The 9,312-nt window shown below is 37.4% G+C and carries 11 protein-coding genes; all 11 read right to left on the bottom strand.

The annotated features are described in order from the left end of the window. Positions 1-123: 123 nt before the first annotated feature. Positions 124-327 carry a DUF3108 domain-containing protein gene (locus M901_RS18310; RefSeq protein WP_081653298.1) on the bottom strand — a complete coding sequence of 68 codons (204 nt, stop codon included), beginning with the start codon at positions 325-327 and terminating at the stop codon, positions 124-126. Positions 328-340: 13 nt separating this feature from the next. Beyond that, on the bottom strand, positions 341-826 hold the full coding sequence (locus tag M901_RS18165; protein ID WP_369793744.1) for a DUF3108 domain-containing protein: 486 nt from the start codon (positions 824-826) through the stop codon (positions 341-343). Between the two features lie 133 nt (positions 827-959). Next, complete coding sequence (locus tag M901_RS01825) at positions 960-1,265, bottom strand: hypothetical protein (protein ID WP_021276447.1); 306 nt, start codon at positions 1,263-1,265, stop codon at positions 960-962. A 14-nt stretch (positions 1,266-1,279) separates the two neighbouring features. Beyond that, positions 1,280-2,338, bottom strand: coding sequence for a tetraacyldisaccharide 4'-kinase (lpxK, locus tag M901_RS01820; protein ID WP_034719565.1), 1,059 nt, complete (start codon positions 2,336-2,338; stop codon positions 1,280-1,282). Then, entirely contained in the window at positions 2,328-3,461 is a 1,134-nt protein-coding gene (lpxB, locus tag M901_RS01815; protein WP_021276452.1) for a lipid-A-disaccharide synthase, read from the bottom strand. The genes lpxK and lpxB overlap by 11 nt, the downstream gene beginning before the upstream one ends. Beyond that, positions 3,458-4,405: a Gfo/Idh/MocA family protein gene (locus M901_RS01810; RefSeq protein ID WP_021276451.1), complete on the bottom strand. Its 948-nt coding sequence runs from the start codon at positions 4,403-4,405 to the stop codon at positions 3,458-3,460. Before M901_RS01810 ends, lpxB begins: the two co-directional genes overlap by 4 nt. Positions 4,406-4,413: 8 nt before the next feature. Next, on the bottom strand, positions 4,414-5,205 hold the full coding sequence (lpxA, locus tag M901_RS01805) for an acyl-ACP--UDP-N-acetylglucosamine O-acyltransferase (protein WP_021276453.1): 792 nt from the start codon (positions 5,203-5,205) through the stop codon (positions 4,414-4,416). A 9-nt stretch (positions 5,206-5,214) separates the two neighbouring features. Continuing rightward, on the bottom strand, positions 5,215-5,691 hold the full coding sequence (locus M901_RS01800; RefSeq protein WP_021276450.1) for a 3-hydroxyacyl-ACP dehydratase FabZ family protein: 477 nt from the start codon (positions 5,689-5,691) through the stop codon (positions 5,215-5,217). 29 nt (positions 5,692-5,720) lie between these two features. Then, positions 5,721-6,746: a UDP-3-O-(3-hydroxymyristoyl)glucosamine N-acyltransferase gene (gene lpxD / locus M901_RS16100; RefSeq protein ID WP_021276444.1), complete on the bottom strand. Its 1,026-nt coding sequence runs from the start codon at positions 6,744-6,746 to the stop codon at positions 5,721-5,723. A 72-nt stretch (positions 6,747-6,818) separates the two neighbouring features. Further along, positions 6,819-7,319: an OmpH family outer membrane protein gene (locus tag M901_RS16095; protein ID WP_021276448.1), complete on the bottom strand. Its 501-nt coding sequence runs from the start codon at positions 7,317-7,319 to the stop codon at positions 6,819-6,821. Positions 7,320-7,337: 18 nt separating this feature from the next. After that, on the bottom strand, positions 7,338-9,312 hold a 1,975-nt coding region (gene bamA / locus M901_RS01785), incomplete at its 5' end, for an outer membrane protein assembly factor BamA (RefSeq protein WP_021276449.1).

Below are 9,312 nucleotides of genomic sequence, written 5' to 3'. Positions count from 1 at the left end.
GAAAGACATTGTGACCAATCTCTTTAAGAAGAAGGCAATCTCTAAGAATCATTCTCTCTCTAGTCCCAGAGCTTTCTGTGGGACACACGTAGAGGATATTTTGTTGATTCCTAAAAATATTAATCACAGTTTATCGTTACCTTTCTTATAATCGATTATTGAGGCCTTTACCGAACCAATTTTAATTTTCGCTTCAAGCTTAAGTGGCACTCTTCTTTCATCAGCGCTTAGCCAGAAGATAATGTCACCACTCTTTTTAAGAACACCAGGGTACTTTGTTTCTGCCTTGATCTTATGGGCCTTAACTTGCTTTCCGAGAAAATCTATTTCATCAGTCTTTTCAACAACAGCGCTGAAAAGCCAAACCTTTGTTTCTAGTAATCACAGGAAACTCTATCTTCTTTCCAACAGAAAGAGGTAGTCCTCTTAAAAACTGGATGGCCGAAAAAGAGTCCATAAAATACTTTGGTGTGTAGGCAGACTTTTCTTGTTTCTTAGTCTTTCCCTTCTTTAATCGGTTATACCAGAAATAAGTTTTTAGTTCTTCATGATCAAAGAGTTGAAGATCATCAACACTCTGCCCCGACTCTCTTTGCTTTAAAACATACTTAACTGGCAAGTGAGTTTCTTTAGAGATATACGTATCAAGAACATCCTTGAGCTTATAAATATTTTCAAAGTATTCTGCCGATTCAATTGTTGCACGATAACCAATAACATCTTGGCCACCAATTTCAAGATCACCAACAGTCTCTATTGTTGCTACACCTGCATTAAATAACGTCCAAGAAACTTGGAGCGAGATCTTTTCGCCAGGTCTTGTAATAGGTTGGTACTGATCCCAAAACTTCTTATACTTGTTGTACTTAATAAAAGACTTTGGATAATCCTTGGCCTCTTGAGGATTTTTCTTAGGAGCTAGAACAACTTTTGACTCAGTATGACTCTGAGTCGTGCCCTTAACAACTTTTTCTTTTCTTGCCCGATTTAGACTTCTTTGCTTTCTTAGAAGTTTTAGCTACCTTCTTATTTTTTATAGTATGCGCTGGTTTCTTGAGATCTTTCTTTTCTTTAACTTCAATAGGAGAAGAGACTTCTTCATTTGTCGATTTCTTCTTTGTAATGAACTTATCAAACTTCTTATCATCAAGATTAAAAACCTCTACGAGGTCACCCTTGTCACCATTTGTTTCAACAATATTCTTAGCAGCACATCCAACTAAAGTGAGTAAAAGGCAGCTATAAAGCAAGGTCTTCTTATTCATTCATTACCTAATCGTTAATAAATTACCTGAGCAACCAGGTCTTTTATCTCTTTCTCTCCAGAGAGAAATTTTACACTAATCTCTACGTAGTAAATATTAGCACTTTCACTAACTCTACGTAACTTAACGATATCTTTTTCCGTCGTTAGGACAATTGCATTTTCATCTTTAGCCTGCTTAATAATCGGCGCAAGCTCTTCTTCTGTATAAAAGTGGTGATCTGGAAATTGATAAGTATCAATAATTTCAGCGCCTTGAGACTTCACTAACTCATAGAAAGACTTTGGAGATGCGACTCCAGAGACACAGATAACCTTTTTCTCATTGAGATCCTCTGCACTCATCACCTCTGTATAATTAATATCCTTAATTTTTCCAGGGGCATAACAAAAGGATGCAATAGGAGTATTAGGTTTTGAATATTTAATAACAAAATCTCTCAATTCCTGAAGCTTTTCCTCAGATACTATATCTGCACGTCCTAGGATAATAGCATCGGCATCTTTAAGGGCCGTCATCCCCTCTCTTAAATATCCAAGAGGTGGGGCCTTATATTTTTCAATTGAAAGTTGAGAGTCAAAAAGAACTAAGTTGAGTTTACGATCAATTTGTAAGTGTTGGTGACCATCATCGAGTAGAACAACATCAGGACTTTCTAAATCAAAGTAATGTTTTAAGTTATCACTTCTTTTCTTACCAACGACAACACTAGCGTCCTTCATCCCACGACAAAGAACAAGTGCCTCATCACCGAAGTCATAAGGATTATGCCCAATCATTTTTCCAGTGCGAATAATGCCACTGCTATGTTCGAGATTCCCCTTATACCCACGTGTGAGCACCATCACTTTCTTATTTTGTTCGTTTAAATAATTTCCAAGCCAAAGAGTAAATGGTGTTTTTCCAGTACCACCAAGTGTTAAGTTACCAATACTAATAATAGGTACTTTAAATTGGTTCTGTTCTAGAACTCCAACATCATAGAAAAACCTTCTCATCCAATAAATAAACTCCCATAACTTGCTTATAGGTGCTGTTAAAAAGAATAAGAATGATAAAAAATTACTTTTCATATGACTCACTTATTTTCTTCGACATATATTCAGGAATACTAATATCCTCTCCACTAATTGTTTTCACAGTCGTAGCGAGAGTATCCATCACTTCATTATAGTGTTCATGGTTTTCAAATAACCTTAAGGCCCTCTTTAAAATATTGTACTCTGTAACATAAGGAGTCACTAGTTCGGGAAAGACTTCCTTATTGTGGACAATATTGGCCAGAGAAATAAAACCCTTATATTTTACGAATTGATAGAAGATATACTCATTCAATAAACTCCCTGTATAACCAACAATTGTTGGAACCTCGTACAGAGCACAAGCAAGGGTCACAGTTCCACTCGCAGCTAAGCAGATATCTGCTTCCTTAAGAGCGACTGTCAATTCATCATTGGTATATTCTTTATCAAAAACTTTTGCATAAGGTTCATAACCATGAACTGAAACACTTGAAGATTTAACAATTGAAACCTTCACATTGAACTTCTCTTTAAGCTTCTTGGCCACACTCACATAGTTCGGTAATAATCCAAAGACTTCGAAGTTTCGGCTTCCCGGAAGCAGCAGAAGGTTGACCTCATCTTTTTCAAGATCCTTTTTTTGTCTAAAAAAGCCTTTGAGATCTTCTTCATAATGATCAAGAAGAGGATGGCGAATTGAGATGGCCTTACTAACCCCTCGATCCATAAACCATTTTTTTTCAAAAGGAATAATGCAAAAAAGAGTATCAACACATTTTTCTAAAACCTTCGCTCGCCACTCTTTCCATGCCCAGGCCTGAGGGGCCACATAGTAAAGTATCTTCACGCCTTTTTTCTCAAGTCGTCTTGCGAGTTTTAAATTAAAGGTTTGATAGTCGATAAGAATCGCAGTTTTACACCCTCGGCGCTCAACTTCATCTTCAATTCTTTTTAGCGCTTTATAGTAATAAGGTATTTTCTTTATTGCCTCTGAGATTCCCCATGTTGAAAAATCTTTAAGATGATAAATTAACTCTAGGCCCTCTCTTTCAAGCTCGTCTCCACCAACACCGAAGAATTTCACATCAGGTTGTAAGTTTCTTAGTTGAGAAAAAAAACTCAAACCATGTTCTTCACCTGACTTTTCTCCTGCAATGAGTAGACAACTTTTCATGATAGAGATAGCTCCTCTCCAGAGTCTAAAGCTTTATTTACAAGATCAACCAATCTCAGGGCCTTTATCCCATCATCAAGACTCACAAAGATATCGCTTCCATTTAGAATGGAATCATAGAACTTCTCTTGCTCAATAAGGAGATGATCTCTTCTTTCGTAAGAAATTTCTTTTATCTCTTGTTCCTTACCATCTTCAAATTTATTTGAAACATAGGCCTTTAGCTCAAAGAGATCAACTCTAAGAATTCCCTTTGGCCCAGTAAACTGAATACTTCTTTCAACCTTAACATCATTTCTTGAGTTTTCGATTGTCACCATTTTATTTGGATATTTTAATACGGCCTTAGCATGATCCCATTTATCAGTGATAACTTTTGCACCAACTGCTTGAACTGTTTGTGGGTCTCCACAGAACATTCTCACAAGATCAATATCGTGAATCATAAGGTCTTCCACAACACCGACGTCTGCCGCACGTCCTTTAAAAGGCGAGTTTCTTACGACGGTGACAAGTGAAGCATGATCAACAATCTCACGATAATCTGAGATTTGTTCCCAGAACTGATGACATCTCTCACTATGCCCTACTTGAAAAACAATATCCTTATCCTTTGCCAATGCGACAAGCTCTTGTGCTTGCTCCATTGTTGCCGTGACGGGCTTTTCACAGAAGACGTGCTTATTATTTTCTAAGAGTTGCTTGGCCACAGCAAAGTGATAAGAAGTTGGAGTCACAACAACTCCTGCATCAATCTCATCAATCACTTCGTTTAAATCTCCTAGAATTCTAGTATCAGGAAAACTTTCCCTTGCTAACTCTCGGGACTTTTCACTTGGATCAACGATGGCGACAAGCTCAGAACTTTCTAATGCCTGTGCCTTCTGTGCGTGCCACTTACCTAAATGTCCATAACCGATTAAGGCAACTCTTACTTTACTCATTTTCTATCCTAGATGAATGGAGCAATTCCAACTTCACTCTTTCTAATATCAGCTCTCATTTCTTGAACAAGAGGATTGTCTTTATAATCAACCATAAGCTCTTCGTGATCTACGAAAGCTCTAGGTGAAAGAACTGATGATTCCATCGTACGATAGAAATCAACGAACTCACTAATGACTGGCTTCTCATATCCTTGTCTTCTCAGACCGATAATATTGATTCCTTTTAGACGAACTCTATTTCCATATCCTGTGCAGAAAATTGGGATATCTCTATCAATTGCCGAAGCACCACCAAGATAAGCACCTCTTCCTAATGATACGAATTGAGATATATTTGTTCCTCCACCAATGATAACTCTATCACCAATCTTAACGTGACCGGCAAGGTTAACAGAGTTGGCCATAATGACATTATCTCCTACGACAGCATCGTGTCCTAGGTGAACATGGGCCATAAGAAGACAGTTACTTCCAAGAGAAGTTTTCTTTCTATCTTTCATTGTTCCACGGTGAATTGAAACATACTCTCTAAGAACATTATTATCACCAATCTCAACTTCAGTTGGCTCACCTTTGTAAGATGTATCTTGAGGTTCTGCGCCGATTGAACAGTATTGGAAAATATCGTTATTCTTACCAATCGTTGTATGACCTTCGATAATGGTATGTGATCTCACCTTAGTATTGTCACCTATAACAACATTTGGGCCAATAATTGAGTAAGCACCAACACTTACATTTTCACCTAACTTTGCTCCTTCATGAACAAGGGCAGTAGGATGAATATTTAATTCCATTTTTACTCCTTAAATAACCTTGAAAGTCGCGAAGACAGAACATTCACTCACAAGTTCACCTTCGTGAAAGACTTTACAGTCATTTTGTAAGAATCCTTTTCTCATTTTTGTGCAAGTCGCTTCAATATCCAGTTCCATATTAGGATAAACCGGTTTTCTAAACTTAGCGTTATCAATTGAGACAAGCATGACTTCAAAGTTTCTTTCTTCTAAATCATCATAAAGAAGTTTCAATCCAAATGATGTAAATTGTGCCATCATCTCAACTTGAGTCACTCCAGGGAAAATTGGGTTTCCAGGAAAGTGTCCTTCAAAAATTGGATGCTCAGGCTTTGTTGTGTACTTCCCTTTCACGAGTGTTCCAACCAAGTCCTTAGGAGCTTCAATTGTTTCACTTGCTGGGATAATATCGACAACTTCATCTACAAATAGAAATGGTTCCCTATGTGGGAGAATTGCCATAACTTCTTCTTTACTTAGTTTCATGTATTCCTCTCTTAATACAAATCCTACGACTACTTCTTTAATGAGTTCTTTCTGATAAAGGCTAGGCCACGTAACCACTCGGCCAATGGTCTTGCAGGATACCCTGCTAATTTTTCACCATCACCCCAATTAGATGTTACAGCGGCGGCCCCTGCCACCTGAACTCCTGTTCCAACTTCAACTCCATCAGCAATTGCGGCCTTCCCACCAAAAACACTGAAAGGACCAACCTTAGAACTTCCGGCCATTCCTACTTGACCACAGAGCACAACACCTGGCCCTAATTCTACATTGTGTCCAATTTGTACAAGGTTATCGATTTTTGCTCCATCTCCAATCAGAGTTGGCGTAAACGTTCCTTGATCAATTGATGTGTTTGACCCAATTTCTACATGATGCCCAATCTTAACTCCTCCAAAATGCCACACTTTATGATGAACTCCATCGGCGTAGTTATATCCAAAACCATCAGAGCCAATGGCCACTCCAGCATGGATTCGACATGATTCACCAATTTCAGTGTAGGGATAGATCGTAACATTAGGAAAGACCACAGTATTCTTGCCAATTTTTACATTTGGTAAAATTGTAACTCCTGGCATGATTGTTACATCCTCTTCGATAATAACATCTTCTCCAACAAAGACATTCTCACCTATTTTTGCAGAAGGATGAATTGAAGCACTTCCCATTTTACGACCGTCAACCTGAAGGTTTAAGATCTCATATTTTAACTTATAAAAAGGTTCTGAAACCTTAGACATTGTCAAAGGAAGGTTCCCCGTTAAAAGAACGGCCCTTGCCTTGGACTTCAACTCGTCTTGTTGTTCACTCTCCAGTCCATCGTAGAATTTCTTATTTACGACAAGAACTTCGGAACCATCAACATCACCACAAGCAAGATAGTCCGTAAGAAACTTCTTCGCTCCAATAAATAGCAATGAATTTTTTTGAAAAAACTTTGTGTTAGAAATTGTCGAAACAACTTCCGAGGACTCCCCAGAAATTAGTTCTAAGGATTTATCTAGTGAACAAAGGTCTGTAATGCTAACCATATACATGCCCTCCTCAAATACATAAGGGGAACCCTATAGTTCCCCCTATTTTTTTATACTCTTTAAAGAATATTACTTATTTTTTTTATCGTAAGCCTTAATTACATCATCAGTAATGTCAGTAACAGACTTAACATAAAGAAGTGGAGTTGTTCCCGACTCGTAAGTAAAATCGAATCCCTTCGCTTTAGAAACTTCTTCAACTACCTTTCTAATTTTATTTAGAATTGGCTGCTTAAATTTCTGCTCCATCTTCTGCATTTCACCTTGGTAACGTTGCATTTTCTGTTGAAGAGCAATGAACTTACCTTGCAGCTCTTGTTGCTTCTTAGCTTTTGTTTTGTCATTCATAACAACAGCTTGCTTTTCGAAATCTTTTCTAGCTTTAACAAGCGCTTGTTCTTCTTTTCTAATCTCGCTTTGCTTCTTTTCAAATTCTTTCTTTAACTTTCCTCTGATTGACCCAGATTCTTTAATCGTTACAAGAACTTTTTGAACATCTACTTTCCCCATTTTTACGGCCATGGCCTGAGTCGAGAAAATTAGTGTGAATGCAATTAAAAGATTTTTCATATCAAACTCCCTGATATTCTAGAACAACTGTCCTATGTCAAAATGAAATTTACTACTCTTTTCGTCATTGTCTGGGTTAATTGGAAACCCAAACTCAAATCTTAGAACACCAATTGGAGAGAACCATCTAAATCCAAATCCATAGTCCATATAGATTTTTCCGATATCTTCAATATCTGCTGCAGTCCCCATGTCATAGAAGAGAACCCATTTAAGTCCAGCTTCTCTTGCAAGAGGGTGTTCAATTTCAAGTGTTGTATAAGCTGTAAAATCAGCTCCAGAGTTAAACTCTACTTCTTCGTCTTTGTTTCCATCATCATTAGAATCAACAAGAACCTTCTTCTTTGGACCAATATCTTCGATATTAAATCCTCTTAGGTTTCTTGCACCACCAAGTGAGAAAAGCTCGTTACGTGGAATCTTCTCACCATTGATTTGCTCAATTCTGGCTGTATAAAATCTTGATCTAAAGACAAGATCTCCAACAAGAGTTTTAAAGTATCTTGTATCAATCTCATTCTTCCACCACTTCTTATCTCCACCAACACCAGCGTATTGAGTTGCGATATTAAAGTAGTAACCTTTTGTTGGCTCAAATCTGTGATTTCTTCTATCTCTAATAAGAGCTAGTCTTACAGATGAAGTTACACCATTTTCAGCTTCTGGATCAATTGTCTCATCTTCAATATTTGAGAGCTTTGTCTCTTCAAGCTTATAAGTTGTAAATAGTCTTGTGTAATCAAAAATAGGATAACCAATACGAGCAGCAAAACCTTGCTTTTCATAGTCATAAGCTGAAAGCTGTTGGTTTTCATTCTTAAAGATCTCTCCACCTGTCGTCCACTTCGTATCCATGAAGTATGGTTCAGTGAAAGAAAGTGAGAATGACTTTTGCTCTTTCGCTAAGTTCGTTGTGAATGATAGCTGCTGCCCAAGTCCTCTAAAGTTATTCTGAGAAATTGAAGCTTGGAAGAATCCACCTGTTGCTGTTGAATAACCAGCACCAAGAGAGATTTGACCAGTACTCTTTTCTTTTACAGAAATTTCAACATCAAGAACATCATCTCGTCCTGTTGGTGAAACCGTATTGAAGATAACACTTCCTGGCTCAAAGAAACCAAGACGGTTAACATTTTCTTTTGATTCTCTTAAACCAGATCCAGAATACTTCGTTCCTTCCTTAATTCTAAGTTCACGACGAATAACCTTATCTCTAGTTTTTGTATTTCCCTTAATTGTAATACGTCCAAAGCTAGCCAATTTCCCTTTTTCAAAAGAGTAATCAATATCAACTTTATTCTCACCAGGAACGACATTAAGATTTCTTAAAACGTTAGCAAAGGCATAACCTTCATCTTGGTAAGTTTCAGTTAATTTTTGGATATCTTTTCTAAGAAGTTCTTCTGAGTAAACATCACCAGATTTAAGTTGAAGTTTTTCTGTCAACTCACCATCAGTAAAGAGAACCTCTCCCTTAAAAGTAATGTCTCGAACAGAGAACTTAGGACCTTCGTTAACTTTCATTGTTACGAATACCCATTTCTTATCTTCAGAGATTGTCACATCAGGCGTTCCAATATTAACTCTGAGATAACCTTTAGTACGGTAGAAGTACTTAAGCCTTTCAACATCTGTCTTAAAACTCATCTCTTTAAAGTTTCCAGAACCAGACATAAATGAGAAAAGACTCTCCTCACGTGTCTCCATGATTCCTTTAAGCTCATCATCAGAGAAGGCCTGGTTCCCTAGGAAAGTAACTTTCTTAACTCGAACCTTATCAAATTCTTTGATCTTAAAAATAAGATCCACGTTTTCTTGATTTACTTTTTTAAGAGTGTAATCAACAGAGGCCAGGTAGAACCCCTTTTCCTCGTATTGCTTTAAGATTGACTTAACATCAGACTTGATTGTGTTTACGTCAAGGATCGCATACTCACGAGACTTGATTTGAGAAGTCAGGTCATCACGATCGATCTCGTCATTTCCTTGGAAA

Source organism: Bacteriovorax sp. DB6_IX (assembly GCF_000447775.1).
Taxonomy (GTDB): Bacteria; Bdellovibrionota; Bacteriovoracia; order Bacteriovoracales; family Bacteriovoracaceae; genus Halobacteriovorax_A.
Note: the sequence above shows the minus strand (reverse complement) of the source record. Positions and strands in the feature narration are given on the sequence as shown.

Bases quoted from the DNA above. Each gene is read 5' to 3' on its own strand.
- M901_RS01825 (WP_021276447.1), bottom strand. From the start codon at position 1,265: ATGAATAAGAAGACCTTGCTTTATAGCTGCCTTTTACTCACTTTAGTT.
- lpxK (WP_034719565.1), bottom strand. From the start codon at position 2,338: ATGAAAAGTAATTTTTTATCATTCTTATTCTTTTTAACAGCACCTATA.
- lpxB (WP_021276452.1), bottom strand. From the start codon at position 3,461: ATGAAAAGTTGTCTACTCATTGCAGGAGAAAAGTCAGGTGAAGAACAT.
- M901_RS01810 (WP_021276451.1), bottom strand. From the start codon at position 4,405: ATGAGTAAAGTAAGAGTTGCCTTAATCGGTTATGGACATTTAGGTAAG.
- lpxA (WP_021276453.1), bottom strand. From the start codon at position 5,205: ATGGAATTAAATATTCATCCTACTGCCCTTGTTCATGAAGGAGCAAAG.
- M901_RS01800 (WP_021276450.1), bottom strand. From the start codon at position 5,691: ATGAAACTAAGTAAAGAAGAAGTTATGGCAATTCTCCCACATAGGGAA.
- lpxD (WP_021276444.1), bottom strand. From the start codon at position 6,746: ATGGTTAGCATTACAGACCTTTGTTCACTAGATAAATCCTTAGAACTA.
- M901_RS16095 (WP_021276448.1), bottom strand. From the start codon at position 7,319: ATGAAAAATCTTTTAATTGCATTCACACTAATTTTCTCGACTCAGGCC.